Source organism: Ruegeria sp., from assembly GCF_040830605.1.
Classification (GTDB): Bacteria; Pseudomonadota; Alphaproteobacteria; order Rhodobacterales; family Rhodobacteraceae; genus Ruegeria.
In genome coordinates this window covers 208,950-232,989 of the sequence record NZ_JBFOMD010000004.1, presented here as the reverse complement: position 1 = coordinate 232,989, position 24,040 = coordinate 208,950, and the positions used below count along the sequence as shown (strand labels likewise).

Sequence of the window (24,040 nt, the reverse complement as noted above, 5' to 3'; positions counted from 1 at the left end):
CAGTGCCCCGGATCGACAAACAGGCCCTGTTCTCTCCGACCGTGCTTCTGGCGCTGGCGCTGATGGCGATCATCGTGATGATGATCCTGCCGGTGCCCGCCTGGGTGCTGGATGTGGGGCTGGCCGCCTCGTTCGCGCTGGCTATCCTGATCTTCACCCTGACACTGTTCATCGAGCGTCCGCTGGATTTCTCATCCTTCCCGACCATCCTGCTGGCCTCACTGATGCTGCGCCTGTCGCTCAACGTGTCCTCGACCAAGCTGATCATCGGACAGGGACACACCGGCCCGAACGCAGCGGGAGACGTGATCGAGGGCTTCGCCCAGTTCATCATGAGCGGCAGCGTCTTTCTGGGCCTTGTGGTGTTCGGCGTGTTGCTGATCGTCAATTTCATGGTCATCACCAAAGGTGCTGCCCGCATGGCCGAGGTGGGCGCGCGATTTGCGCTGGACGGGATGCCAGGCAAGCAGTTGGCCATCGACAGCGACATGTCCGCAGGCGCCATCGACCACCAGCAGGCCAAGGAACGCCGTGAGCTTGAGCAGCAGGAAACCACGTTCTTTGGTTCGCTCGACGGTGCGTCGAAATTCGTCAAGGGCGATGCCATTGCCGGGTTGTTGATCACCCTGCTGAACCTGGTGATGGGTCTGATCATGGGCGTGGTCGTGCATAGCATGCCCATCGCGTCGGCCTTTGAGACATACGCGATCCTGACCGTGGGCGACGGTCTGGTCTCGCAAATCCCCGCCGTCATCATCTCGATCGCATCAGCCTTGCTGCTGGCGCGCGGCGGCGCGCAGGGGGCGACCGACAACGCCATTTTCTCGCAGCTTGGCCGTCACCCCGCCGCGCTGGTGACGGTTGCGATGCTGATGGCGGTCTTTGCGCTCGTGCCGGGGTTGCCGTTCCTGCCCTTCATTCTTGGGGGTGGCGTGCTGGGGTTTGCCGCCTATTCCGTTCAGAAGCGGCAGAAGGAAGAGCAAACAGCGGCAGAGGATGCATCTGCAGAAGCGCAGGAGCCGGTCTCGCAAGCCATTGGTGACATTCTGGATCTGGACGACGTGCATCTGGAATTCGCCCCCGATCTGGTCGGCATGGTGCTGAATCCGGGCACCGGGCTGGACGCGCGGATTGCGAATATGCGCACGCATGTGGCCTCGGTTTTTGGGCTGATCCTGCCCGACATCCGCCTGACCGACCAGGTCGAGCTGCCCACCGGCACCTATGTGATCCGCGTGCAGGGCGTCGAGCAGGTGCGCGGCGTGCTGCATCCTGAGCTGGTGTTGGCGCTGGTGCCGGAAGGACCGGACCTGCTGCCCGATGGTACCGACGTGACCGAGCCGGTCTATGGCGCCCCGGCCCGTTGGATCCTGCCGCAGGATCAGGAGGCCGCCGCGCTGTCCGGCGCCACCATCGTGACACCACCGGAGATTCTGGCCACGCATCTGCTTGAGGTGATCAAACAGAACTTCGCTCGTCTACTGACACTCAAATCCCTGCGCCGGCTGCTGGCGGAAATGACCCGCCTCAGCGATCCGGTGCGAGCGGAGGCGAACCGGAAACTGCTGGACGAGTTGATCCCCGACAAGGTGCCCATCGACACGCTGCATGCCGTCCTGCGCCTGCTGCTTGAGGAACGGGTGTCGATCCGCAACATGCCGCTGATCCTGGAAACCGTGGCCGAGGCGCGGCTGATGACGACCCAGCCCGAGGCGATATGCGAACAAGTGCGGCAGCGGCTCGGCTTCCAACTGGTGGCCGAGATGAAGCGCGAGGACGGGTCGATCCCGCTGGTACAACTCGCCCCCGAGTGGGAGGAGACATTCGTGACCTACCAGATCGACGCCAACCCCTCGGGCCTAGATATCGCGCTGCCGCCGGACCTGTTCAACAAGCTGGCCGATGGTGTGGCCGACCGGATGGCGCGGTCGGCGGAACAGGGGCTGTTTCCGGCCCTCGTCATCTCGACCCGCCGCCGCCGGTTCCTGCGCACGATCATGCGGGCCCGCGGCGTGTCAAACCCGGTGCTATCGTTTGAGGAAATTGGGATTGAGGCCCGCCCGGCCCTGGTGGGAATGGTCGCGGCATGATCGACCTGCCGCCGGATTTGCAGACCTATCTGACGGATGAATTCTGGCGGCTCTTTGCCATCTTCCTGCGCGTCTCGGCGCTGGTCTCGGTGCTGCCCGCATTTGGCGAGCGGTCGATCCCGACGCGTGTGAAGTTCGCCATCGCGTCCGCCTTCACCCTGATCGTCACTCCGGCAGTGGCAGGGCCGCCCGGGATTCCCGATCCTTTGGCCTTTGTGTCGCTGGCCGGAACCGAAATCCTGATTGGGTTAGCCATGGGCGTTGCCATGCGCCTGTTCGTGCTTGCCCTTCAGGCCGCCGGGTCGATTGCCGCGCAGGCAACCTCGCTTTCGCAGCTTCTCGGCGGGGCCGCCGTCGAGCCGGTTCCGGCCATGGGTTACTTGCTGGTTCTGTCGGGCTTGACGCTGGCGGTGTTGCTGGGGCTGCATGTGCGGGTGGCCGAGTTCCTGATCCATTCCTATGATCTGTTCCCCATCGGCACTCTGCCCGCAGCACCTGATTTGAGCGAATGGGGCGTGCGCCAGGTTTCACGCATGTTCGCGCTGGCCTTTGCGCTGGCCGCGCCTTTCGTCATCGCCTCGCTGGTCTACAATCTGGCGCTTGGCGTCATCAACCGCGCCATGCCGCAGCTCATGGTTGCCTTCGTCGGCGCCCCGGCGATCACATTTGGCGGTCTGTTCCTGCTGTTTGCGGGATCTCCGCTGATCCTGTCGGTGTGGACCGACGCCTTGTTCGAGTTCGTCCAGGACCCGGTCGGGATGCGGCCATGAGCGGGCAGGACGACGACAGCGAAAAGTCCTTTGACCCGACGCCGCAAAAACTGCTGAAGGCGCGGGAAAAGGGTGAGATTGCCAAGTCGAACGACCTGTCCGTCGTGGCCGGTTACGCCGGGCTCCTGCTTGCGCTGCTGGCAATCGGCAAGGTCACGGTAGAGCAGTTGGGCACCACGCTGATGGTGCTGATCGACCAGTCGGACCAACTGTCGGCACTTGTTCTGGATGGCCCAGCGGGCGGTCCGGTCGGTGGCATCCTGGGCCGGGTGGCGGTGTCGGTTCTGGCTCTCTTCACCGTCCCTGCTGCCGCCGTGGTGCTGAGCCTGCTGGCGCAGCGGGCGCTGGTGTTTGCGCCCAGCAAGCTGTCACCAAAACTGTCCCGGATCTCGCTCGTGTCCAACGCCAAGAATAAGTTTGGTCGCGGCGGGCTATTCGAGTTTGCCAAGAGCTTCGCCAAGCTCCTGCTCTATTCGGTCTGCCTGGCCCTGTTCCTGCGCGCAAACCTGACCGAGATCGTGGCGGCCAGTGCGGCGCAGGCACCTATCGCGATCATGCTGATGATGAGCCTGCTGACGCGGTTCATGTTCATCGTGATCGCGGTGGCGCTGGCGATCGGGGTAGTCGACTATCTGTGGCAATATTCCGAACACATCCGCAAGAACCGGATGTCCCGCAAGGAGATCATGGACGAAACCAAGGATGCCGAGGGCGATCCGCACATGAAACAGCAGCGCCGTCAGCGCGGGCAGGAGATCGCGATGACCCAGATGATGGCGGATGTGCCAACGGCGGATGTGGTCATTGTGAACCCGTCGCATTTCGCTGTGGCGCTGAAATGGTCGCGGGCGCCGGGTGCGGCGCCGGTCTGTGTGGCCAAGGGGGTGGACGAGATTGCGGCTGCGATCCGGGCGGCGGCCAGCGAGGTCGGCGTTCCGATCCATTCCGACCCGCCCACCGCGCGGGCGCTGCATGCCACGGTGGAGATCGGGCAGGAGATCGCCGAAGAACACTACCGCCCCGTCGCCGCCGCCATCCGGTTTGCCGAAGTCATGCGTAAACGTGCCAAGGGGAGCATCCGATGAAGCCCACCACCCTGTCCCGGATAAAACAGGTGACTGAGGCACTCTATCTCGACGAATACGATCGGATGCGCCCGGTTCTGCAGGAAGAGGCGCGGCTGCGCGGTCAGCTCGCGCGGCTCGACGCGCAGATGGCGCAGGCCAGGCATGATGGCGAGCATACGCCCGGTTTCAAACCACTCGGGGCCGACATCCTGTGGCAGGGCTGGGAATCCCGGACGCGTCGGGCGTTGAACACCGATCTGGCACGGGTTCAGGCGCAGAAACTGACGGCGATGGATCGCCTGCGCGCGGCGTTTGGTCGTAAAGAGGCGCTGGCCCGTTTGACCGAAGCGGCAGGATCCGAGGCGGCTCGCAAACGCCGGGCAGCGGAAAGTGCCGCGCTGTGTCAGGATGCCGTTCTCAAACACGCATCGCGCGGCAAATGAACCGGAAGATTGGGCCAGCGAGCGGCCCGACCTGCTAGGTCACGTGTCCTGCCGTGCAATGCTGGTGATCAGCACTTTCGTCACGTCGTCCCCGAACTCTCTTTGGACCACAGTCAGCAGGGCCGAGCGGAGCGTTTCCAGGTTCCCGGACTGCGTGAATGCGCCATCGAACCCGCCCATATTGGCGTGATCGAACAGAATCTGCAGAAACCCGTCCCGCAGCTTGGGCTCGACCGCATAGAAGGCCTCGCTGATCCCGGGATTGGCCTCGAGGCTTAGCGACAGGGTGACGAGCCCCGAAATCCGGTCCTGTTCGACGATGGGGACGACGAATTGCTTGGTCAGCTTCAGGTATTCATAGTCCGAGCTGTCGTAACCCTCGTTATCTTTGGACGCGAAATGTGTCGTGGGCTTGGGTACCTTGTGATCCGCGTTTGCGGCCTCTGGCTCTTTCTCAGCATGCGCGGGGTCTTTTTCTGACGTAGTATTGCCAGACCCGGCAGGCCCCAGGACCAACCCGGCACCAGCACCGGCGCCGAGACCCACAATGAGAAACACAACGGGAAGCAGTTTCTTGATCATCGCATCACCTCAGAACGGTAGAATGGCATCGAGGATCTGCTGGCCATAGCGCGGCTGTTGCACATCGGTGATCTGGCCACGACCGCCATAAGAGACGCGCGCGGAGGCGATCTTGTCATAGGTGATCTCGTTCTGGCGCGAGATATCCTCGGGCCGCACGAAACCCGAAACCAGCAATTCACGCAACTCAAAATTGACCCGCAGCTCCTGCGAGCCGGATATCGACAAAACCCCGTTGGGCAACACATCCACCACGGTGGCCGCCACCCGCAAGGTCAGCTTTTCCTTGCGCTTGACCGACCCTTTGCCCTTGGTCGAACTGGCGGAATCGATTGAGACCGCGTCCGACAATGAAGCTCCGTCAGGCAAATGTTCATCGGCCCGCTGAGGCAATCCCAGCAGGTGCGGGACGCCCAAGCTCTCGGACCCGGTGCGCAACCGGTTGGTGTCGTTCGAGATCTCGGCCTTTTCGTCCAGTTCGATCACAACCGTCAAAATGTCTCCCTTTTTCATCGCGCGCTGGTCGCCCAGCAGCGAGTTTTGCCCGCCGCTCCAGAGCGACGCCCGGTCGACCGTGCGTTGCGGCTGGCTGTGCAGAGGAAGGCCGGGCCAGAGCATGGCCACATGTTCAGCGGATTCCGCGTTCGGCGTGAAGCTGGGCGGTTTGCCCAGATGATCGGCACGGCCACAGGCGGTGACCAGTAGCAGCGCGGCGAGAAGCGGTTTGGTGAAGGAAAAGTGTTTCATCAGTTGACCTCGATGCTGCCGTCAGGCCGGATTCGGCCGGAAACGGTCGTTCGGGAAGACAGATTCATGACCCGGATGACCTCGCCCGCCGACCCGCGGCCCAGCGCCCGCCCTTCGGTTTTGATTGAAAGCGCACCGTGGTCGAAGATCAGGGTGACCAGATCGTTTCGATCGACGATTGCAGGTGGGCCTACATCGGTAAGACGGATGGGCCGGCCGGCATAGAGTGCCACGCGGGCCTCAAGACCTATCACATCGTTTGGGTCACTGACGGCGCCTTCGACATCGGCGGACTTGACCGCCAAATCTTCGGTCGAGATGATTTCCTTGGCGCGGATCGTCCGGGCCGGGACCACAATCTCGGCCCAGGCGGGCAGCGCCGAGATCACCAGAAGTATCTGAAAAACCCGCCGCATCACCGCACCTGTGTGGTGGCGCTCATCATCTGGTCGACGGCTGTGATCACCTTGGCGTTCATCTCGTATCCGCGCTGCGCTTCGATCAACTCAGTCACTTCGCGCACTGCGTCGACCGAGCTGTCCTCGAGATAGCCTTGCCGCAGCGTTCCAAGCCCGTCCTCGCCCGGGGTGCCGACCACAGGTGCGCCCGAAGCCTCGGTTTCCTTGAACAGGTTGCTGCCAATGGCCTCGAGCCCCTTGGCGTTGGAGAAGCTGGAGAGCGTAAATTCCCCCAGCAGCTGGCCCTCGGCGGCATCGTCGAAATAGGCATAAACTTCGCCTGCACCATTGATCGAGATCGAGCGGGCGTCGCTGGGGATGGTGATCTCGGGTGAGACCGCATAACCGTCCGAGGTGACGATCAACCCTTCGGCGGAGCGCTTCAGGCTGCCATCACGAGTGTAGGCCGATTGGCCGTTGGGCAGGGTGATTTCGAGATACCCGCGCCCTTCAATGGCCACGTCCAGATCGCTGCCGGTGGCCGACAGGGTCCCCTGTGCCAGATTCACCGTAACAGCAGCAGGCCGCACGCCTAGGCCAAGCTGGATACCGGTGGGCAGAACAGTGCCGTCCGACGCGTTCACCGTCCCGGCGCGGGCCATCTGCTGATAGTGCAGATCGGCAAACTCGGCCCGGCGGGCGTTGTAGCCTGTGGTGTTCATGTTGGCGAGGTTGTTCGAGATCGTCTCGACCCGCATCTGCTGGGCGGTCATGCCGGTGGCGGCGATTTGCAAGGCACGCATGAGTAAGGCTCCTTATGATCAGCGCATCAAGGCCTTGACGGCGTTGCGGATGCGTTCGTCTTCGGTTTCGAGAAAGCTCTGGCCCAGCTCGTAGGCGCGCTGGATCTCGACCAGGCGGGTGACCTGCTCGATGGCGTTGACGTTCGAGCCTTCGAGGAATCCCTGCAGGATGGTCGGCTCATCCACCGGCTCGGTTTCGCCATCGGCGCGGAAGGTCACACCGCCTTCGCGGATCAGCCCGTTCGGGTCGGTGGGCCGGTAAACGCCGATCTGCCCCAGAAGCTGCCCATCAGCGCTGAGGGTCCCGTCGCTGGCCACATAGACCGACTGCGCATCGGGCGGGACGAAGAGGGGCGCGCCATTGGCATCCAGAACCCGCTGGCCATCCATGTTCACCAGATCGCCATCGGCATTGGGTGTGAAACTGCCCGCGCGGGTCAGGCGGTTGCCAGCGCCGGTTTCGAGCATGAAGAACCCGTCGCCCTCGATGGCGAAATCGAACCGGCCATTGGTCTGGGTCAACACCCCCTGCTGCAGCGATGTGTTGCGCACCTGCGCGCGCGCCATCGACAGCGAGGGCTGATGGCGGGTGTCCTGAATGTATTCCGAGAACACCAGACCCTGCTGCCGGTAGCCGGTCGTGTTGGCATTGGCGATGTTGTTGGCGACCGCGCGGATCTCATTCATCAGACCGGATTGGCGGGACAGGGTGATATAGCTGGTGGAACCCATCAGAGACCTCCTGCAATCAGGGGAAGGATCGTTGCGGTGAAAAAAGTGACCAGCGTCTGGGTCATGAAGCCCATCGAGATCCAGAACACCACCACGATGGCGGCAAGCTTGGGAACGAAAGTAAGCGTCATCTCTTGGATTGAGGTCAGCGCCTGAAACAGGCCCACGATCAGGCCGGTGACCAGCGCAACCGCCAGGATCGGCACCGAAGTGATGACCGCGATCCACAGCGCCTGACGCAGGGTGTCGTAGAAAAGACCTTCGCTCAGCATCGTTCAGACCGGCATGCGCAGGATTTCCTGATAGGCCTCGACCACCTTGTTGCGAACGGTCACCGCGGTTTCGACCGCCAGTTCGGTCTGGGCCAGCGCCTGCACCAGCGCGTGCGGGTCGGCCTGTCCGACCATCGCGGATTGCGCCACCTGTTCGCTGTGCTGAAGCGTGGCCGCAAAATCGCGGAAGGTGTTGCGCAGCCCTTGTGTGGCACCCTCATGGGTGGGGTTGGCCTGCGTGGCCGGGCGCGCCGAAGCATAGCTCTGCGCCGCAGAGAGTGAGCGGATATCCATTCTGGTCGTCCTTTATTTGCGGAGAAGGTCCATCAGGCCCGACGACATCTGCCGGGTCTGATCGAACATTTTCAGGTTGGCCTCGTAACTGCGCTGCGCCTCGCGGGCGTCGGCGATCTCGATCATCAGATCGACGTTGGAGCCCTCGTAATGCCCGGACGCATCGGCCATCGGATGCGATGGATCATAGATGCGGGCCAGTTGCGAGCGGTCGAGGCGAACACGGCCCGTCTGGACCATAGCGCCGTCATCCCCCCTTGCAGCTTCAAACGGCACGGTCTTGCGCCGGTAACCCGGGGTGTCGGCGTTCGAGATGTTCTCGGACACGTGACGCAAACGAGTGGCCTGGGCGCGCAGACCGCTGGCCGAGACGGCGAGAGATTTGGAAAAGTCACTCATGAGCTGCCTCCTCAGACCTTGCCGAGGCTGGCGCGCAGGATGGTGAGCGACGAGCGATAGATCGCAAGAGCGCGGTCATGCTGGCGCTTGACGTCCACGGCCTTGAGCATCTCTTCCTCGATGGAGACGCTGTTGCCGTTGGGATCGGTCGGGTTTTCGGGCGTGAACTCGGCCCAGTCCCCGCGCTCGACCCCGTTCAGGTGACCGTTGCGCGAGGCGATCATTTTGGTGCGAGGACCGCCAGAATAGACACTATCAAAGGCTTCGATATCCCGCGCCTGGTAGCCGGGTGTGTCCGCATTAGCCATGTTGCGTGAGATCACAGCCTGCCGCTGTCCCGCATGTGTTGCCATGGCGTACGCCGTCTTAAAGACGTTCAAATCAGAGAACATCGGGGCTTCTCCCTCGATCAATTTCAATCAAGGCTTAACCCCGATTCCTTTAGAAACCGTTTTCAGGAAACAGATGGAGGTGCCGCGATGACCGCCCCTGACCCGATGCTGCTGAAAGCGGAGTTCGACAGCCTGAGCCTGGTGCGCCATGTGGGTCGCGTGACCGGCGTTGCGCGCGGCGTGATCGAGATTGGAGGGCTGGCCGACAGGGCGCGGATCGGCGACCGTCTGGAGTTGCAACGCGATGCAGGTTTGCCGCTGGTGGGTGAGGTGCTGCATGTCGAGCGTGATGTGATCCACATGCTGCCGGATAGCGCGCCTGAGGGCGTGTCACTGGGCAACCGGGTGATTTTGCGCCAGATGCCCGCCTTTGCGCCCGGGCCGCACTGGCTGGGACGGGTGGTGGATCCGTTCGGGCGGCCCCTGGACGGCCGACCCCTGCTGCGCGGGGGCGAGGAGCGGGACATCATGCAGGCGCCACCGCGCGCGGTCGAGCGTAAGCCTCTGGGCGAGCGGATGGCGACCGGACTGGCGGTGCTGAACACGATGCTGCCGATTGTGCGGGGGCAACGAATCGGTCTGTTTGCCGGGTCAGGCGTCGGGAAATCGACCCTGATGGCGACGCTGGCGCGGTCGGTGCAGGCGGATGCGGTGGTGGTCGCTCTGATCGGCGAGCGAGGTCGCGAGGTTAACGAATTCGTGGAGAACGCACTAGGCGCCGAGGGGATGGCCAGCGCCGTGGTGGTTGCCGCGACCTCGGAACAGTCGGCCCTGGTGCGCAGGCGCTGTGCCTGGGCGGCGATGTCAGTGGCCGAGATGCTGCGGGATCAGGGTCTGAACGTGCTGTTTCTGGCCGATTCGGTGACCCGCTTTGCCGAGGCGCATCGCGAGATCTCCGCCGCGATGGGAGAGGCCCCGGCGCTGCGCGGTTACCCGCCATCGGTGACACCGCTGATCACCGGGCTGTGCGAACGGGCGGGGCCGGGGACGGCGGAACAGGGTGATATCACTGCCGTTTTCAGCGTTCTGGTTGCGGGATCGGACATGGATGAGCCGGTCGCGGATATCCTGCGCGGGGTTCTGGATGGCCACATCGTTCTGGACCGCGACATTGCCGAGCGTGGGCGATTCCCGGCCATCGACGTCAGCCGCTCGGTCTCGCGCAGCCTGCCGGGGGCTGCGACGCCGGAAGAGAACGGGATGATCGCGGAAACGCGGAAGCTGCTGGGCAGCTACGAGCAGTCCGAGGTCATGATAAAGGCCGGGCTCTATTCCGAGGGGTCCGACCCGGTGCTGGATCAGGCCGTGCGCGTCTGGGGAGAGCTGGACGGGTTCTTTGGCAAGCCCGATCCCGATGGCGTTGCCAACAGTTTCAACCGGTTGGCGCTGATCCTGCGGCGCGCGAAATCGGGACCGCACTGACGGAAATCAAGACAGTTTTAATTGTTAGATATCTCTTAACGCCTGCCCTGATATCCCGATTGTCGGGTGATACAAAAGGTGGTGGAGATGGGTGCGCAATCCAATGCGGCGCCGATCATCATCAAGAAGAAGCGCAGTGGCGGCGGTGGCGATGGCCATCACGGCGGCGCGTGGAAGGTCGCATATGCAGACTTTGTCACGGCCATGATGGCCTTCTTCATGTTGATGTGGCTGTTGAACGCGACGACGGAAAAGCAACGCAAGGGGCTGGCGGATTACTTCTCGCCAACGATTCCGGTCAACCCGGTATCAGGGGGCGGGGACGGAGCCTTTGGTGGCGACAACATGTTCTCGGAAAAGACGATGGTGATGGATGGCTCGGGGGCGACCGACAAGAACCCGACCAAGGCCAAGCGCGCGCGAGGCTCGACCGGGGTGAACGCCGAGGGTGGCGGTCAGGGCGCGCATGAGGAATTCACTTCGCTAGAGGCAGAGCTGCTGGGGCGTGGCGGTGAGAGCCTGGTGTCCAAGAAACTGCGTCAGCATATCGTGACGCGGGTGACCGACGAGGGCCTGATCGTCGAACTGTTCGCCACCAACGATTCGCCGCTTTTTGAGATAAACTCGGACCGGCCTACGCAGTTGATGAAGGATCTCATCCGCGTGATTGCCCGATCCTCGGATCTGGTGACCAACGGGGTCGCCGTGGGTGGGCATATTCGGGCACACCCGGTGGTTCTTGCGGAAAATCCGGTCTGGGAACTGTCCACTGCGCGCGCCGAGAAAACCCGAAACCTGCTGGAGGGTGCAGGGTTGAAATCGGAGCGTATTCAGCGGGTTACGGGGCATGCGGACCGCAAGCTGGCGGACAAGAACCCGATGGCGGCGCGTAACAACAGGATCGAGGTCATCTTTCTGCGGAACCCCGGCGAGGAATAGCGAGCATTTTAGCTGTTAGCCCGCTGTTAAGACGCCGCGCGTTACCTGTTGCATCAACACATGTTTGACGCAGCAGAAAGGCGTGCCGATGTCCATTTCCTCTTCGCTGAATGCCGGTGTTGCGGCGCTGTCCGCAAATGCCAGCAGGTTGGCGACTATCTCTGACAACATCGCGAACTCCTCAACCTTTGGATACAAGCGCGTGGAAACCGATTTTCATTCGATGGTTACGACCAGTTCCGGCGGCGCGTATTCGGCGGGCGGCGTGCGCACAACCAGTCAGCGCATGATCGACCAGCGCGGCTCGCTGGTTTCGACCAACAACTCCACCGACCTCGCCGTGCGTGGCCGAGGCATGCTGCCGGTTATGCGCAGCTCGCAGATCGCATCGGGCACCAATGAGATGCTTCTGGCCACCACCGGGTCGTTCCGAACCAACGAACAGGGGTATCTGGTCTCGCAATCGGGCCTTGTCCTCATGGGTTGGCCGGCGCAATCCGACGGGTCGATCCCGAACCTTCCCCGCGATACATCGGCCGGTTTGGTGCCCGTTCAGCTGAGCGTCAACCAGCTCTCCGGATCGCCGACGACGCAGATGAATCTGCGAATGAACTTGCCGGCAACCGCGACGGATGCGGGATCGCCGGGGGACACGCAACCGCTGTCTGTGGAGTATTACGACAACCTCGGAAAGTCGGAGAATGTCGAGATTGAGCTGATCCCGACGGTTCCGGCCACCGGATCCAGCAACGCCTGGACCATGGTTCTGCGTGACACGGCATCCGGCGGAGCGGTAATCGGTGAATACAACCTGACCTTCGATGACAACCGGACCAGCGGGGGAACGCTCGCCAGTGTCACGGCCGTTTCGGGCGGGGCCTATGACCCGGCCACCGGCAGCTTCGTCGTGAACGTTGCGGGTGGTCCGATGGAGATCAATATCGGCCAGATCGGCGATTCGAACGGCATCACGCAGCTTTCCGACACATTCGCCCCCGTTTCGATCACGAGGGACGGAGCCGCGGTCAGCACCATGACCAGCGTCGAGGTTGATGAAAACGGATACGTCTATGCCTTCTACGATTCGGGCGTCAGCCGTCGGGTGTTCCAGATCCCGCTGGTGGACCTTCCCAACCCCAACGGGCTGACCGCGCTGGACAGCCAGACCTACGCCCCGTCGCGCGACAGCGGTACCTACTTCCTGTGGGATGCTGGTGATGGCCCGACCGGCGATCTGGTGTCCTTCGCGCGCGAGGAATCGACCACCGATGTCGCCAATGAGCTGACCGACATGATCCAAACCCAGCGCGCCTATTCCTCAAGCGCCAAAGTGATCCAGACCGTGGACGAGATGTTGCAGGAAACCACGAATATCAAGCGGTGATCCGGGCCCCTGATTTGGTGAGAGGACCTTTCCCATGAGCATTTCCACCGCCTTCCACAACGCGCTGAGCGGGCTTTCGGCGGCCAGCCGGACCTCGGTCGTAGTTTCGGACAATATCGCGAACGCGCTGACCCCGGGCTATGCCCGCCGCTCGCTAGAAGTGGCGACAAGCCCCGTGACTGGCAATGGCGTGCAGGTGGTCGGGGTCAACCGCCACGACACTCCGGTTCTGACCGCCAACCGCCGCAGTGCCGACGCGGGATATGCGCATGCCAAAGCCACTTCGGAGTTCTATAGCGGGTTGGAGCAGCTGGTCGGCTCGGCCAATGACCCAAACTCGATTGCCAACAAGCTGGCGAATTTCGAAAGCAGCCTGATTTCGGCGGCCAGCATGCCGGAGTCCGCCACACGGCTGGACACGGCGGCGACCGAGGCACGCCACTTGGCCAACGCGATCAACGATGCTTCCGAGGGGCTGCGCCAGATGCGCTCGGACGCGGATCGCCGTATCGATCAGCAGGTGGAGCGTCTGAACACCGCGCTCAAGGATGTCGAAGACCTCAACGCTCGGCTGGCCAAGATCCGGGCGGCGGGTGGCAACGTTGCCGCTTTGCTCGATCAGCGTCAGGTGCTGGTTGATGAGATCAACGAGATCGTTCCAGTCAACGTCGTCGCGCGCGACAATGACCGGATCGCCCTCTATTCCAATGGCGGCGCCATTCTGCTCGACGACCGGGCGGCAGAGCTTTCGTTCGATCTGACCGGCGATACGATGCCGCACATGACCTTTGGAAACGGGCTGCTTTCTGGGCTCGAAATCAACGGCAGACCAGTCGCAACCTTCGGTGGCACCTCGGCGATAAGGGGCGGCAGTCTGGCCGCCCAGTTCGAAATCCGCGATGAGTTGGCGATCGAGGCGCAACAAGATCTGGATGCGCTGGCGCGCGACCTGATCGAGCGGTTCGAAACACCGGGCCTGGACCCGACCGCCGCCGCGACCGACGCCGGCCTCTTCACCGATGACGGCGGCCGGTTCGATCCGGTGGCCGAGATCGGGCTGGCCGGGCGGTTGGCGCTGAATACCGTTGTTGATCCTGACAATGGCGGTGACAGCTGGAAATTGCGCGCCGGGCTTGGAGCGACTGCCCCGGGCGCGCCGGGCGACGCAAGGCAGTTGAAAGCCTTTGGCGAGGCGCTGACGACAGGGCGCACTTTGCCGACGACCCGGTTCGGGACCGGCAGCCTGACGGCGGCGGATATCAGTGAGGGTCTACTATCGCGGGTCGGGCAGGACGCCAATACCACCTCGGGGCGCATGACCTTTGCCTCCGCGACCAGAACCGAGCTTGAGCGGATCGAAAAGGAACAGGGCGTGGATGCCGATTCGGAGCTGCAGCGCATGATGCAGATCGAACAGGCTTACGCCGCCAATGCCCGCATCATCGAAACGGTCGATGAACTGATGGATACCTTGTTGAGGCTGTAAACCATGGCTCTGAATTCAATCGGCGATCTGGCCCGGGGGCTGATGCGTCAGACCCGCAGCACCCAGATCAAGAACGAGATCGAAACCTTGTCCTACGAGTTGTCCTCAGGGCAAGTCGCCAATGTGGCCGAGCGTTTGGGCGGCGATTATGCGCAGATCGCGGATATCGACCGCAGCCTGGCCAGGCTTGACGGTTTGTCCATCGCCACGTCCGAGGCCGGGCTGTTCGCGAACGCGATGCAGATCAGCCTGACCACATTCGACACCGGCGTGTCTGAGCTTTCGTCGACGCTTTTGGCCTTTGGGACATCCAATCAGGCGGTGACGCAAACACAGGCCAGCGTGCAGGCAGCCGACGAGTTGGACACGATGATTTCGGCTCTGAACGCGCGCGTCGGCGGCCGTAGTCTGTTTGCGGGAACTGCAACCGACACAACGCCGCTTGCCTCCCCGGACACACTGCTGACTGCATTGCGGGCCGAGTTCACCGGTCTGACCACAGCATCCGACGTCTTGCTGGCAGCCGAGACCTGGTTCAATGATCCGGCGGGGTTCGAGGCGGTGATGTATCAGGGATCGACGGATGTTCTGGCACCGATGCAGATTTCGGAACGCGAACAGGTCCTCCTGCCATTGAAGGCCGACGACCAGGCCTTTCGGGATGCGTTGCGCAGCGCCGCCGTCGCTGCGCTGGCCTCCGATCCCGTGCTCGCCATGTCCCCGGATCAGCGAACGGCCCTGTTCAAAGAACTCGGGGGTCAACTGGCCAACTCCAAGGACGACATGGTGAAATTGAGGGCACAGATCGGCGCGGCAGAGGCGCGCATAGATCAGGCGGCAACCCGAAACTCTGCCGCAAGAACCAGCTTGGAATATTCAAAAGGGGAGCTGATCGGGGCCGATCCTTATGAAACCGCAACGCGGCTACAGACCGTACAGTTTCAACTGGAAAGCCTGTATTCCGTAACGGTCCGCAATGCCAATCTGTCGCTAGTGAATTTCCTGAGATGAGATTTCTTTTTGTGCTTATCGCCTTTCTGATGCCGGGCCTTGTATGGGCGAACTCCATCCGGCTCAAGGATCTTGTGGATTTCGATGGAGTGCGCGGCAACGATCTGGTGGGATACGGTCTGGTGGTCGGTCTGAACGGCACTGGTGATGGATTGCGAAATGCGCCGTTCACCGAGGAGATCATGTCGAATATTCTCGAGCGCCTTGGGGTCAACGTGACGGGCGAGCAGTTCCGGCCCAAGAATGTGGCGGCGGTTTTTGTGACGGCAAGTTTGCCGCCGTTTGCCCGGGTGGGCGGCCAGATCGACGTGACGGTGTCGGCAATCGGGGATTCCAAAAGTCTGCTGGGCGGCACACTGATCATGACGCCCCTGAACGCAGCTGACGGGCAGATCTATGCGGTCGCACAGGGCACGGTACTTGCCGGGGGAGCGGTGGCCGAAGGTGATGCGGCTTCCGTCGTACGCGGGGTGCCGACCTCGGGTGTGATCCCCTCGGGCGCGCGCGTCGAGCGTGAGATCGAGTTCGATCTTGGGTCGCTCACCCAGTTGCGTCTGGCTTTGCGGGAGCCCGATTTCACCACCGCCGGTCGGATCGAGGCGGCCATCAATGGCGAGTTCAACCGCGCCGTTGCCCTGATGCGGGACTCTGGAACCATCGAGTTGAACATCGCCGCGACGCGGGAGGTCTCGACCGCCCACGCCATTGGGCGGATCGAGAACATTCTGGTCGAGCCCGAGCGCAAAGCGCGGGTTGTGGTCGATCAAAGGTCGGGCACGATCGTGATGGGGGATGACGTGCGCATTTCGCGGGTGGCGGTGTCCCAAGGCAATCTGACTCTGCGAGTCGAAGAGGCCCCGATTGCCATCCAGCCCAATCCCTTTGCGGATGGCCAGACCGTAGTGGTGCCCAGAACAAATGCCGAGATCGAAGAAGAAGACGGGATTCGATTGGCAGAGGTGCCAGAAAGCACCTCATTGTCCGAAGTTGTGGCCGGCTTGAACGCGCTGGGCGTGTCCCCGCGAGACATGATCGACATCCTCAAGACGATCAAAGCGGCGGGCGCTCTTCATGCCGAGTTTGTTGTAAGGTGACCTCTTCGTACCCAGCCCAAAGAACTTTGAAAGGCGTTGAAGGGGGTTGAGCAGCAACGGCGCGAAATACTGCGGTCGAAAACTGGAGTGGCGAGTCGCGGCGGGACACCGGCGCGATCCGCTGCCAGACAGTGACCCGCTCAGACGTCACGCTGGGCGATCCAATTGTGATCGGGATCGTTCTTGAATCGCCACTTTCGCAGCGGTCCGGCCATGACGTTGAGGTAGTACATTTCGTAACCATAGGGCGCGCCGCAGGGGTGGTGACCGCGCGGAACCAGAACGACGTCGCCATCCTTGATGGCCATGGTCTCGTCCAACGTGCCGTCCTCGGAATAGACCCGCTGGATGCCAAAACCCTGAGATGGGTTCAGCCGGTGGTAATAGGTTTCCTCCAGATAGGTCATGTTGGGATAGTCATCCTCGTCATGCCGGTGGCTGGGGTAAGAAGACCAGTTGCCGTCCGGCGTGAACACTTCGGTCACCAGCAGGCTGTCGGCTACATCGCGGCCTTCCATGGCGATGTTGTTGATATATCTCGTGTTCTGCCCCTTGCCACGTGGAGTCAACTCGATACCATCGGGCCCAAGCCGGCGTGCCGGGTGGTTGCCTTTGCCCGGCGCTGTGCAGACCGCCAACACACATTTGGTGGTGGCGGTGACGGACCAGCTGTTTTCGTTCGGAACATAGGCACAATGAGGTGGGGTCTTTTCGAACACGCTCAGCCGGTCGCCCATTTCGCCGAAATCGGCGGTGTCGCAGGCGATCTTGGCCTTGCCCTCGACCAGTACCAGGATCACCTCGGTCTCGCCGGTGGGCTCGGCTACGGTTTCACCGGTCTCCAGATGGTAGAGGCCAAATCCCACATAGGACCAATCGGGGCTTTGCGGTCCGCGGGCGCTTGCGGGCGTGATGTCGTGCACCTTGCCGGTTTCGGCAACGGGTTTGCGCAGAAGGTCCGTCATGGTTCATCCCCTATTCGTTCATGCAGGGCAACAGTGGCCCCGCCGGTTCACGCAATGCGCCGCGTGGTTTGCGCATCCAGTTCCGCTTTGACCCGATCCGCGCTCCACCCCGCGTCAAGCGCCCGCGTCAAAAGGGCCGCCTGTGTCTCGGGGGCCAGCCCACCAACCGGAGGGTCGCGATCGAGATTGGTGGGGAAGGAATAGCCCTCGGCAGCGGCGGCAATCGCAGCGCGGATTTCACCGGCAGACAGTTGGTCCTTGAGCCGAGCCAGCGCGGGATAAAGCAGGGCACACATCGCTGCCCGATCCAGGCTTTCCATGGCGCGGCCAAAAGCGGATGAGATCTGCAGCAGGTTCGCCATACGCAGAATGTCTGCGCTGGTGTTGGCGCCGGCGGCGTGAAACAGTGCTGGGTTGAAGAATACCGCGTCGCCCTTTTGCAGCTGCAGTTGCACATAGTTCTCTTCGAAATACTCGCGGAAATCTTTGCGCCGCCAGGCAACGTAGCCGGATGCAAAAAGCTGTGAGAAGGGCAGCAGCTTCGTGGGTCCGCTTTCCACCGGCATATTGGTGTGGGCGATCCCTCCTTGCAGGGTCAGCACCGCCGATAGATGGTGGATATGCGCAGGGTATTCCGCAGCGATATCTTCCGTCTGAAAGCCCAGATGATAGTCGCGATGGGCCTGCTGCGCCGTGCCGCCGGGCCGGACCTGGTTGACCTGCGCCGTCATCTGGTAATTCGGGCCGAGCCAGGCCTCACATACGGCGGCAATCGGGGTGTTTCCGAAATAGCGCACGAAAACGTCCGGATTCCGTTCGCAGAGTTTCTGGGCCGAGTTCCAGATCCGGTCATTCGCACCGGCGGCGGCGAAGTGGTCGCCCTTCCCGCCGGAAGCCTCGCGTTCCTGTGCGATGATCTCGTCAAAGATCCGGGTGGCCTCGTCGAGAACAGTCGTATCCGCATAGGCCGATTTCAACACCAGAACCCCCGCCGATTGGCCCAAAACCCACGCCCATTCTGCCATCAACGCCTTGCGCGCGGCGGGCGTTTCCAGCCGGTCGCGCAGAGCCGTCATGTCATAGAGCGGTATGTTCTTCTGCACTTCGGCGGCGTGCGAAACGGCCTCTGGCGCAAGGGATTGCGAGGTCAGCTTTTGAAACTCATCCAGATCGCAAGCGTCATGGTCGTAATATCCGACATACCCGGCTTCGGCCTGTGTCATGTTAGCTCCTTCCTCCGGTCCGTCGTTTGGCCGCTGTCGAGCCCGGCCTCTCTAGCCATCTGTTTTAGGGATTTCAGGCCTAACGTCTGGTAGTGCAGCGGATTGTGAACCTCTGGATCCTGTTCGGCCTCGATCACCAGCCAGCCCCCGTAACCTTTGTCCTTGAGAATGCTCAACAGTGGGGCGAAGTCGATGCCGCCCTCGTCGTCGCCGGGCACGGTGAAAACGCCCTTGCGCACGCCGTCCATGAACGAGAGACCCTTTTCGCGCACCTGGGCCATGACCGCCGGGCGCACGTTCTTGGCGTGGAAGTGGCTGACGCGGTTCGCGTATTTCTCCAACACCGGCGTGGGATCGGCGCCGTTGGACCCGAAGTAACAATGGCCGGCATCGAAGAGCAGCTTGGCGGCGGGGCCGGTTGCGGCCATGAAGGCGTCGATCTCATCCGGGGTTTCCACGACGGTGCCCATGTGGTGGTGATAGACCAGCGCAATACCCTGGTCGGCACAGTATTGCGCGATCTCCTCGACCTTGGCACCAAAGGTTTTCATCTCTTCTTGCGACAGAACTGGGGCGTCATTCACCGGCACGTTGAGGCCCTGCACCGAGTTTGAGGTCTCACAGGCGATGCAGACGGCGCAATCATTGTGCTTGAGCTTGTCCAGATGCGGCTGGATCGCGGCCTTTTCGTCTTCAACGCTATGGGCCAGCAGGCTCAGAGAATGCCAGCCCGAGATGAATTTCAGGCCATAGCCGCCCAGCAACTGTTTCAGCGCCTCCGGATCGTCCTGCGGCCAGCGGTGCCCGTTTTCGATGCCGTCAAAGCCGATTTCGTGGGCCTCGGTCAGGATCTGTTCGGTCGGGATATGCGCGCCCAGAGACTGGTCGTCGTCATTGGCCCAGGCGATGGGGTTGGTGCCGTAAAGGATCATCGCAGGTGTCCGTTCATGTCTTGCGGTCGGGTGTTGGCGCCACCCGATGGGCCCGTGCAGCCCGGCGGTGCCGCCGGGCGGGTGTTCAGTTCAGCCGGGCGCGCAGGGCGGTCTCATAGCCTTGGCGGGCCTCATTCACCTCGTCGCGGTCGCTGACTTCGGGCACCGCCACGTCCCACCAGTGCCCGCCATCTGGCGTACTGGGATAGGGGTCGGTGTCGATCACGACGACGAAGGGGCCTGTAGCGGCCTTGGCGCGGGCCAGCGCATCCTCCAGCTCGGCAATCGAGCCGACATGGACCGAGGCCGCGCCCATCGACGCGGCGTGGGCCGCAAAGTCGATATTCGACGGGTTTTCGTGATGGGCATGATCGAGCAGGTTGTTGAACTCGGCCCCGCCGGTGCCCATCTGCAGCCGGTTGATGCAGCCGAAGCCACGGTTGTCGGTGATCACAACGGTGATTTTCACGCCCATCATGCAGGCGGTCGCCAGTTCGGAATTGGCCATCATGTAGGATCCGTCGCCGATCATGCAGACGACGTCGCGGTCGGGCTCGGCCATCTTGATCCCCATGGCGCCCGCGATCTCGTACCCCATGCAGGAATAGCCGTATTCCATGTGATAGGCGCCGGGGCGCGGGGCTTTCCACAGCTTGTGCAGCTCGCCCGGCATGGTCCCGGCGGCGCACATCACCACCGTGTCGGGCCCGCTTGCGCGTTGCACAGCACCGATTACCTGCTGGTCGGTGGGGAGGGCATTGCCGTCTGCGGGCGCTTCGGTCAGCGGGTCGACCGCCGTGAACCAGTCGGATTTGAGCGCGGCATCGGGGGCCGAGGCCGCATAGTCACCCAACGCCGCGCCGAGTTCCTGCAACCCGACCCGGGCATCGGCCATGAGCGGCAGCGCGCCGTGTTTGACGGCGTCGTAGGCGGCGACATTCAGGCTGACCAGTTGGCGGACGGGGTTCTTGAACAGCGCCCACGAACCGGTGGTGAAGTCCTGAAAGCGGGTGCCGACGCCCAGCACCAGATCGGCCTCTTCGCAGACCGCGTTGGCGCTGGAGGCGCCGGTCACGCCCACGGGGCCGAGGTTCAGCGGATGGTCCCAGGCCAATGCCGATTTGCCCGCCTGGCTTTCCACCACCGGGATCTGGTGCCTCTCGGCAAAAGCCTGAAGTTCGGTGCAAGCGCCCGAGTAGTGCACCCCGCCGCCCGCGACGATCACCGGGTTTTTTGCAGCCTTCACAGCGTTCGCAACCCGCGCAAGCTCACCTTGGTCGGGTCGCACACGCCGCTGATGCCAGGTTCTTTCACCGAAGAAACTCTCGGGCCAGTCATAGGCCTCGGCCTGCACGTCCTGACAGAAGGTCAGCGTCACCGGCCCGCACTCGGCGGGATCGGTCATGGTGGCAAAGGCGCGGGGTAAAGCCGTCAGCAGTTGTTCGGGCCGGGTGATGCGGTCGAAATAGCGGCTGACCGGGCGGAAGCAGTCATTGGCGCTGATGGTGCCGTCGCCGAAAGCCTCGATCTGTTGCAGCACCGGGTCGGGGCCGCGATTTGCAAACACATCGCCCGGCAGCAGCAAGAGCGGCAGGCGGTTCACATGCGCCAGCGCGGCGGCGGTCACCATGTTGGTGGCACCGGGGCCGATGGACGAGGTCACTGCCATCGCGCGCCGCCGCCCCGATTGCTTGGCATAGGCGATGGCGGCATGTGCCATGGTCTGCTCGTTATGGCCCCGATATGTTTGCAGCCTGTCGCGCGCGGAATAAAGCGCCTCACCCAAACCGGCGACATTGCCATGGCCGAAGATCGCCCAGACCCCGGCGATGAATGGCTCTCCATCCTCGTTCAGTTGCGCCGAAAGATAGCGCACCAATGCCTGTGCCGCTGTCAGCCGGATCGTGCTCATGCCGCCTGTTCCTTTGCTTGCGCGCGCGCCTGATCCCAGACCGCGCAGAGATCTGCGTATTTCTTCGCCATCTGCCCGACGGCCTGATCATCCGTGATCGCGCCCGTCAGCCAAGCCCGCGCCGTATCACCAAAGATGGTGCGGCCCACGGCAAAGCCCTTGACCAGATCGAACTTCGCCGCCTGCGCGAATGAGGCAAACAGCTCTTCCGAGGGGGCGTCCAGCCCCAGCACCACGATGCCGCGCGTGTGGGCGTCATTGCGCTGAATCGCATCGACCACGGCGGCCCATTCGGCATCTGACTTGAACGGTTCCAGCTTCCACCAGTCGGGGTAGACACCGATATCGTAGAACCGCTGGATGATCGCCGGGGTGGTAGCCGGGTCGACGGGGCCAACCTTGGACGGGATCACTTCAAGCAGGAATTCCAACCGGTTGCGGCGGGCGGCGGAGAACAGACGTTTGACCACGCCTTCCTGCTTGGCCTTCATCTCGTCGCTGTCATCGGGGTGGTAGAAGCACAGGCATTTGACCACATGCTCCAGCGGCCACTCGGCCAGCCCGCCGAAATCCTCGCCTATCTCGGGCTCCAGCGTTAGCGGGCGCGAGGCGGGCCATTCCACTGGATGGCCGATCCAAAGCCCCTGACCGGCAGCCTTGTAGAGTGCATCGCGGCCCAGGCGCGAGTCGCACAGCAGGCCATAGCCGGAATTACCTTTCACCACCTGCATGACCGCATCGAGGCAGAGCGACTTAAACTCGCCGATCTTTGCAGGCGTGGCGCCGTCCATCTCTTCGAATTGGATGCGGTGATCAAAGGCGAAGACCCGCATCTCGGGCCAGTCTCCCTTGCGGTTGGTCGACCAATGCAACTGCTCCAGTTCGGCATCCTTGCGTAGGGCCTTTTCCTTGACGCCTCGGCTCAGGAAGAACCGCAGTTCCTCCCAACTGGGATAGGCGGGTGTACAGCCATGGCGGCTGACTGCGAAGGCGCCGCAGGCATTTGCGTAGCCCAGTGCGGTGGGCCAATCCTCACCATCCAGCCAGCCTTTCAGCAGGCCCGATATGAAGCCATCACCCGCGCCCAGAACGTTGAACACGTCGATGGGAAATCCGGGTCCGATCTGGCCCTGATCCAGCGTATCGGGGATGGTGCCGGTGAAGGCAGAGGCGCCCATCGGGCCGCGCTTGCACACCAGCACCGCGTCGGAAACCGCGCGCACGGCGCGCAACGCGGCGATAGTGTCGGTGGTGCCACCCGCGATGTGGAATTCTTCCTCAGTGCCGACGATCAAATCAAACAGGTGCAGAGTCGATTGCAGTTTTTCGGTGACTTTGGCGCTTTCCACATAGCGGCTCTCACCCTCGCCGTGGCCGGCCACACCCCAGAGATTGGGGCGGTAATCAATATCCAGCGCCGTCTGCGCGCCGTTTTCGCGCGCCAGTTGCAGCGCTTTCAGCGTTGCCGCCTCAACCTGTGGATGGCTCAGATGGGTACCGGTCGCCACCACCGCGCGCGCCTCGGCGATGAAATCCGGGTCGATGTCATCCTCGCACAGCCCCATGTCGGCGCAATTTTCGCGGTAAAAGATCAGCGGGAACTGCTCCTGATCACGGATGCCCAGCAGCACCAGCGCGGTCAGACGCTCGGGGTCGGTTTTGACGCCACGCACATCGACGCCTTCGCGCGCCAGTTCCTCGCGGATGAACCGGCCCATATGCTCATCCCCGACCCGGGTGATGAGCGCCGATTTTAGGCCCAACCGCGCGGTGCCCGCCGCAATGTTGGTGGGCGAGCCGCCGATATATTTGTTGAACGAGGACATGTCCTCCAACCGGCCGCCCACCTGTGCCCCGTAGAGGTCCACAGACGAGCGGCCAATCGTGATGACGTCGAGCGCCTTCATACGGTGCCTCCCAGGCTCCCTTCCAGTTGGGCCAGTTCCTGCCCGCCGGCCATCATGTCCTGCAACTCTTCATGCTCGATTTCACCTTTCATCGCGGTGCCCAGCGTCTTGCCGCGGTTGAGCACCGTGAACCGGTCGCCCACCGCCATGGCGTGACGCACGTTGTGGGTGATGAACACCACGCCGATACCCTGTTTGCGCACCTTGTCGATGGTGGCCAGCACGTTCGACGTCTGCCGCACACCCAGAGCCGAGGTCGGTTCGTCCAGGATCAGAACCTTGGCGCCGAAATGGACCGCACGTGCGATGGCCACGGTCTGACGCTCACCACCCGACAGGGTGCCGACCGCCTGATCCGGACCGCGCAGGTTGATGCCCATCTTGCGCATCTCTTCCATGGTCACGCGATTGGCGTAGTCATGGTCGAAGAACTTCAGCGGTCCGACGCTTTTGACCGGTTCGTTGCCCATGAAGAAGTTCCGGCTGACCGACATCAGCGGGATCATCGCCAGATGCTGGTGCACGGTGGCGATGCCCGCCGCAATCGCATCGCGGGGGTCGGCAAAGCTCATGGGGTGACCTTCGAAGAAGATCTCGCCCGCCGTCGGCTTGTGCACACCGGACATGGTCTTTATGAAGGTCGACTTGCCCGCACCGTTGTCGCCCAGCAGGCAGTGGCATTCACCTCCGAACACGTCGACCGAGACGCCGGCCAGAGCGATCACACTGCCAAAGTGCTTTTCGATGTTCTTCATCTGGATGATTGGTTCAGACAT

At 62.6% G+C, this 24,040-nt stretch carries 26 protein-coding genes; 10 read left to right on the top strand and 16 right to left on the bottom strand.

Annotation, left to right across the window (positions count from 1 at the left end):
- The first annotated feature begins 2 nt into the window (after positions 1 to 2).
- The 4 genes from flhA to AB3N21_RS07810 are packed head-to-tail and all read left to right on the top strand — an operon-like array spanning position 3 to position 4,370.
- On the top strand, positions 3 to 2,090 hold the full coding sequence (gene flhA / locus AB3N21_RS07825; protein ID WP_367934704.1) for a flagellar biosynthesis protein FlhA: 2,088 nt from the start codon (positions 3 to 5) through the stop codon (positions 2,088 to 2,090).
- Positions 2,087 to 2,860 (top strand): flagellar biosynthetic protein FliR, encoded by a 774-nt coding sequence (locus AB3N21_RS07820; RefSeq protein ID WP_367934703.1) that lies wholly within the window; start codon positions 2,087 to 2,089, stop codon positions 2,858 to 2,860. Before flhA ends, AB3N21_RS07820 begins: the two co-directional genes overlap by 4 nt.
- The gene (gene flhB / locus AB3N21_RS07815) at positions 2,857 to 3,945 is read left to right on the top strand and encodes a flagellar type III secretion system protein FlhB (RefSeq protein ID WP_367934702.1); all 1,089 of its coding nucleotides are present in this window, start codon (positions 2,857 to 2,859) and stop codon (positions 3,943 to 3,945) included. Before AB3N21_RS07820 ends, flhB begins: the two co-directional genes overlap by 4 nt.
- On the top strand, positions 3,942 to 4,370 hold the full coding sequence (locus AB3N21_RS07810) for a hypothetical protein (protein ID WP_367934701.1): 429 nt from the start codon (positions 3,942 to 3,944) through the stop codon (positions 4,368 to 4,370). The genes flhB and AB3N21_RS07810 overlap by 4 nt, the downstream gene beginning before the upstream one ends.
- Before the next feature lie 39 nt (positions 4,371 to 4,409).
- Here the strand turns inward: AB3N21_RS07810 and AB3N21_RS07805 are convergent, their stop codons facing one another.
- The 9 genes from AB3N21_RS07805 to AB3N21_RS07765 are packed head-to-tail and all read right to left on the bottom strand — an operon-like array spanning position 4,410 to position 8,989.
- Complete coding sequence (locus tag AB3N21_RS07805; RefSeq protein ID WP_367934700.1) at positions 4,410 to 4,952, bottom strand: flagellar basal body-associated protein FliL; 543 nt, start codon at positions 4,950 to 4,952, stop codon at positions 4,410 to 4,412.
- 9 nt (positions 4,953 to 4,961) lie between these two features.
- A complete protein-coding gene (gene flgH, locus AB3N21_RS07800) occupies positions 4,962 to 5,699 on the bottom strand; it encodes a flagellar basal body L-ring protein FlgH (protein ID WP_367934699.1) in 738 nt (245 codons plus the stop codon).
- Positions 5,699 to 6,115 carry a flagellar basal body P-ring formation chaperone FlgA gene (gene flgA / locus AB3N21_RS07795; protein WP_367934698.1) on the bottom strand — a complete coding sequence of 139 codons (417 nt, stop codon included), beginning with the start codon at positions 6,113 to 6,115 and terminating at the stop codon, positions 5,699 to 5,701. The genes flgH and flgA overlap by 1 nt, the downstream gene beginning before the upstream one ends.
- A complete protein-coding gene (flgG, locus tag AB3N21_RS07790; RefSeq protein WP_367934697.1) occupies positions 6,115 to 6,900 on the bottom strand; it encodes a flagellar basal-body rod protein FlgG in 786 nt (261 codons plus the stop codon). The genes flgA and flgG overlap by 1 nt, the downstream gene beginning before the upstream one ends.
- Before the next feature lie 18 nt (positions 6,901 to 6,918).
- Entirely contained in the window at positions 6,919 to 7,632 is a 714-nt protein-coding gene (locus AB3N21_RS07785; protein ID WP_367934696.1) for a flagellar hook-basal body complex protein, read from the bottom strand.
- A complete protein-coding gene (locus tag AB3N21_RS07780; protein WP_367934695.1) occupies positions 7,632 to 7,904 on the bottom strand; it encodes a flagellar biosynthetic protein FliQ in 273 nt (90 codons plus the stop codon). Before AB3N21_RS07780 ends, AB3N21_RS07785 begins: the two co-directional genes overlap by 1 nt.
- 3 nt (positions 7,905 to 7,907) lie before the next feature.
- Entirely contained in the window at positions 7,908 to 8,198 is a 291-nt protein-coding gene (fliE, locus tag AB3N21_RS07775) for a flagellar hook-basal body complex protein FliE (protein ID WP_367934694.1), read from the bottom strand.
- Positions 8,199 to 8,210: 12 nt separating this feature from the next.
- Positions 8,211 to 8,597, bottom strand: a complete 387-nt coding sequence (gene flgC / locus AB3N21_RS07770; RefSeq protein WP_367934693.1) for a flagellar basal body rod protein FlgC — start codon at positions 8,595 to 8,597, stop codon at positions 8,211 to 8,213.
- 11 nt (positions 8,598 to 8,608) lie between these two features.
- Complete coding sequence (locus AB3N21_RS07765; RefSeq protein WP_367934692.1) at positions 8,609 to 8,989, bottom strand: FlgB family protein; 381 nt, start codon at positions 8,987 to 8,989, stop codon at positions 8,609 to 8,611.
- Positions 8,990 to 9,094: 105 nt separating this feature from the next.
- Between AB3N21_RS07765 and AB3N21_RS07760 the strand changes: the two genes are divergently transcribed.
- Both AB3N21_RS07760 and AB3N21_RS07755 read left to right on the top strand, forming a co-directional pair.
- Positions 9,095 to 10,411 carry a FliI/YscN family ATPase gene (locus tag AB3N21_RS07760; protein ID WP_367935066.1) on the top strand — a complete coding sequence of 439 codons (1,317 nt, stop codon included), beginning with the start codon at positions 9,095 to 9,097 and terminating at the stop codon, positions 10,409 to 10,411.
- Positions 10,412 to 10,498: 87 nt separating this feature from the next.
- Positions 10,499 to 11,350: a flagellar motor protein MotB gene (locus AB3N21_RS07755; protein WP_367934691.1), complete on the top strand. Its 852-nt coding sequence runs from the start codon at positions 10,499 to 10,501 to the stop codon at positions 11,348 to 11,350.
- Positions 11,351 to 11,365: 15 nt separating this feature from the next.
- Here AB3N21_RS07755 and AB3N21_RS07750 read toward each other — a convergent pair whose 3' ends face one another.
- Entirely contained in the window at positions 11,366 to 11,521 is a 156-nt protein-coding gene (locus tag AB3N21_RS07750; protein WP_367935078.1) for a hypothetical protein, read from the bottom strand.
- Between AB3N21_RS07750 and AB3N21_RS07745 the strand changes: the two genes are divergently transcribed.
- The 4 genes from AB3N21_RS07745 to AB3N21_RS07730 are packed head-to-tail and all read left to right on the top strand — an operon-like array spanning position 11,499 to position 16,325.
- Entirely contained in the window at positions 11,499 to 12,734 is a 1,236-nt protein-coding gene (locus AB3N21_RS07745) for a flagellar hook protein FlgE (RefSeq protein ID WP_367935065.1), read from the top strand. The two genes, AB3N21_RS07750 and AB3N21_RS07745, sit on opposite strands and share 23 nt — an antisense overlap.
- A gap of 34 nt (positions 12,735 to 12,768) precedes the next feature.
- Positions 12,769 to 14,220 (top strand): flagellar hook-associated protein FlgK, encoded by a 1,452-nt coding sequence (flgK, locus tag AB3N21_RS07740; protein ID WP_367934690.1) that lies wholly within the window; start codon positions 12,769 to 12,771, stop codon positions 14,218 to 14,220.
- 3 nt (positions 14,221 to 14,223) lie between these two features.
- Positions 14,224 to 15,231, top strand: coding sequence for a flagellin (locus tag AB3N21_RS07735; protein ID WP_367934689.1), 1,008 nt, complete (start codon positions 14,224 to 14,226; stop codon positions 15,229 to 15,231).
- Complete coding sequence (locus tag AB3N21_RS07730; RefSeq protein ID WP_367934688.1) at positions 15,228 to 16,325, top strand: flagellar basal body P-ring protein FlgI; 1,098 nt, start codon at positions 15,228 to 15,230, stop codon at positions 16,323 to 16,325. Before AB3N21_RS07735 ends, AB3N21_RS07730 begins: the two co-directional genes overlap by 4 nt.
- 140 nt (positions 16,326 to 16,465) lie before the next feature.
- Here AB3N21_RS07730 and iolB read toward each other — a convergent pair whose 3' ends face one another.
- The 6 genes from iolB to AB3N21_RS07700 form a co-directional block, all read right to left on the bottom strand.
- Positions 16,466 to 17,290, bottom strand: a complete 825-nt coding sequence (gene iolB, locus AB3N21_RS07725; RefSeq protein ID WP_367934687.1) for a 5-deoxy-glucuronate isomerase — start codon at positions 17,288 to 17,290, stop codon at positions 16,466 to 16,468.
- A 47-nt stretch (positions 17,291 to 17,337) separates the two neighbouring features.
- A complete protein-coding gene (locus AB3N21_RS07720; RefSeq protein WP_367934686.1) occupies positions 17,338 to 18,513 on the bottom strand; it encodes a phytanoyl-CoA dioxygenase family protein in 1,176 nt (391 codons plus the stop codon).
- Positions 18,510 to 19,445, bottom strand: a complete 936-nt coding sequence (gene iolE, locus AB3N21_RS07715) for a myo-inosose-2 dehydratase (RefSeq protein ID WP_367934685.1) — start codon at positions 19,443 to 19,445, stop codon at positions 18,510 to 18,512. Before iolE ends, AB3N21_RS07720 begins: the two co-directional genes overlap by 4 nt.
- An 85-nt stretch (positions 19,446 to 19,530) precedes the next feature.
- The gene (iolD, locus tag AB3N21_RS07710; RefSeq protein ID WP_367934684.1) at positions 19,531 to 21,357 is read right to left on the bottom strand and encodes a 3D-(3,5/4)-trihydroxycyclohexane-1,2-dione acylhydrolase (decyclizing); all 1,827 of its coding nucleotides are present in this window, start codon (positions 21,355 to 21,357) and stop codon (positions 19,531 to 19,533) included.
- Positions 21,354 to 23,264 carry a 5-dehydro-2-deoxygluconokinase gene (gene iolC / locus AB3N21_RS07705; protein WP_367934683.1) on the bottom strand — a complete coding sequence of 637 codons (1,911 nt, stop codon included), beginning with the start codon at positions 23,262 to 23,264 and terminating at the stop codon, positions 21,354 to 21,356. Before iolC ends, iolD begins: the two co-directional genes overlap by 4 nt.
- Positions 23,261 to 24,040, bottom strand: a complete 780-nt coding sequence (locus tag AB3N21_RS07700; protein WP_367934682.1) for an ATP-binding cassette domain-containing protein — start codon at positions 24,038 to 24,040, stop codon at positions 23,261 to 23,263. The genes iolC and AB3N21_RS07700 overlap by 4 nt, the downstream gene beginning before the upstream one ends.

Bases quoted from the DNA above. Each gene is read 5' to 3' on its own strand.
- flhB (WP_367934702.1), top strand. From the start codon at position 2,857: ATGAGCGGGCAGGACGACGACAGCGAAAAGTCCTTTGACCCGACGCCG.
- AB3N21_RS07810 (WP_367934701.1), top strand. From the start codon at position 3,942: ATGAAGCCCACCACCCTGTCCCGGATAAAACAGGTGACTGAGGCACTC.
- AB3N21_RS07780 (WP_367934695.1), bottom strand. From the start codon at position 7,904: ATGCTGAGCGAAGGTCTTTTCTACGACACCCTGCGTCAGGCGCTGTGG.
- AB3N21_RS07735 (WP_367934689.1), top strand. From the start codon at position 14,224: ATGGCTCTGAATTCAATCGGCGATCTGGCCCGGGGGCTGATGCGTCAG.
- AB3N21_RS07785 (WP_367934696.1), bottom strand. From the start codon at position 7,632: ATGGGTTCCACCAGCTATATCACCCTGTCCCGCCAATCCGGTCTGATG.
- AB3N21_RS07755 (WP_367934691.1), top strand. From the start codon at position 10,499: ATGGGTGCGCAATCCAATGCGGCGCCGATCATCATCAAGAAGAAGCGC.
- iolD (WP_367934684.1), bottom strand. From the start codon at position 21,357: ATGAGCACGATCCGGCTGACAGCGGCACAGGCATTGGTGCGCTATCTT.
- AB3N21_RS07700 (WP_367934682.1), bottom strand. From the start codon at position 24,040: ATGTCTGAACCAATCATCCAGATGAAGAACATCGAAAAGCACTTTGGC.
- AB3N21_RS07720 (WP_367934686.1), bottom strand. From the start codon at position 18,513: ATGACACAGGCCGAAGCCGGGTATGTCGGATATTACGACCATGACGCT.
- flgA (WP_367934698.1), bottom strand. From the start codon at position 6,115: ATGCGGCGGGTTTTTCAGATACTTCTGGTGATCTCGGCGCTGCCCGCC.
- fliE (WP_367934694.1), bottom strand. From the start codon at position 8,198: ATGGATATCCGCTCACTCTCTGCGGCGCAGAGCTATGCTTCGGCGCGC.
- iolE (WP_367934685.1), bottom strand. From the start codon at position 19,445: ATGATCCTTTACGGCACCAACCCCATCGCCTGGGCCAATGACGACGAC.
- AB3N21_RS07750 (WP_367935078.1), bottom strand. From the start codon at position 11,521: ATGTTGTCAGAGATAGTCGCCAACCTGCTGGCATTTGCGGACAGCGCC.
- iolB (WP_367934687.1), bottom strand. From the start codon at position 17,290: ATGACGGACCTTCTGCGCAAACCCGTTGCCGAAACCGGCAAGGTGCAC.
- flgK (WP_367934690.1), top strand. From the start codon at position 12,769: ATGAGCATTTCCACCGCCTTCCACAACGCGCTGAGCGGGCTTTCGGCG.
- AB3N21_RS07730 (WP_367934688.1), top strand. From the start codon at position 15,228: ATGAGATTTCTTTTTGTGCTTATCGCCTTTCTGATGCCGGGCCTTGTA.
- flgC (WP_367934693.1), bottom strand. From the start codon at position 8,597: ATGAGTGACTTTTCCAAATCTCTCGCCGTCTCGGCCAGCGGTCTGCGC.
- AB3N21_RS07765 (WP_367934692.1), bottom strand. From the start codon at position 8,989: ATGTTCTCTGATTTGAACGTCTTTAAGACGGCGTACGCCATGGCAACA.
- flgH (WP_367934699.1), bottom strand. From the start codon at position 5,699: ATGAAACACTTTTCCTTCACCAAACCGCTTCTCGCCGCGCTGCTACTG.
- AB3N21_RS07805 (WP_367934700.1), bottom strand. From the start codon at position 4,952: ATGATCAAGAAACTGCTTCCCGTTGTGTTTCTCATTGTGGGTCTCGGC.
- flgG (WP_367934697.1), bottom strand. From the start codon at position 6,900: ATGCGTGCCTTGCAAATCGCCGCCACCGGCATGACCGCCCAGCAGATG.
- iolC (WP_367934683.1), bottom strand. From the start codon at position 23,264: ATGAAGGCGCTCGACGTCATCACGATTGGCCGCTCGTCTGTGGACCTC.
- AB3N21_RS07760 (WP_367935066.1), top strand. From the start codon at position 9,095: ATGCTGCTGAAAGCGGAGTTCGACAGCCTGAGCCTGGTGCGCCATGTG.
- AB3N21_RS07820 (WP_367934703.1), top strand. From the start codon at position 2,087: ATGATCGACCTGCCGCCGGATTTGCAGACCTATCTGACGGATGAATTC.